The 363-nt window shown below is 40.8% G+C and carries 1 pseudogene; it reads right to left on the bottom strand.

Features of this window, described 5'->3' with window-relative positions:
• Positions 1 to 155: 155 nt before the first annotated feature.
• A pseudogene (locus HC176_RS17685) lies at positions 156 to 363 on the bottom strand (hypothetical protein); the annotation flags it as partial.

Raw genomic sequence — 363 nt, forward strand, 5'->3', positions numbered from 1 at the left:
TCCCTACATCTTTACAAAAGGCAGCCCGGGAAAAATGCGGGTGAAGATCAAAGAGTTCATTCCCACTGCAGGCATGACGCAGGAAGATAAGAAGAAATTACGGGAACATACCCGGGAAGTAATCTTAAACGAACTTTTAAGTAAAGAACCGGCTGTTAAAACTTATAGCTAAAACCTGAATAGATTCCAAAGTAGTAAGGACGCGTATCTGGCGACGCATTTTCAAAGGTGTTAATCTGGTACTTGAGCATTGGCTCCAGATTAAGCTTGAACTTCTCTGAAAGATTGTAGTCAAGCCCCAAACCAATGTTGGTACTAAAGCTAACATTGTTCAAATTATTGGCTTTGCCTTCTAAAGAAACG

Source organism: Tamlana crocina, from assembly GCF_012037625.1.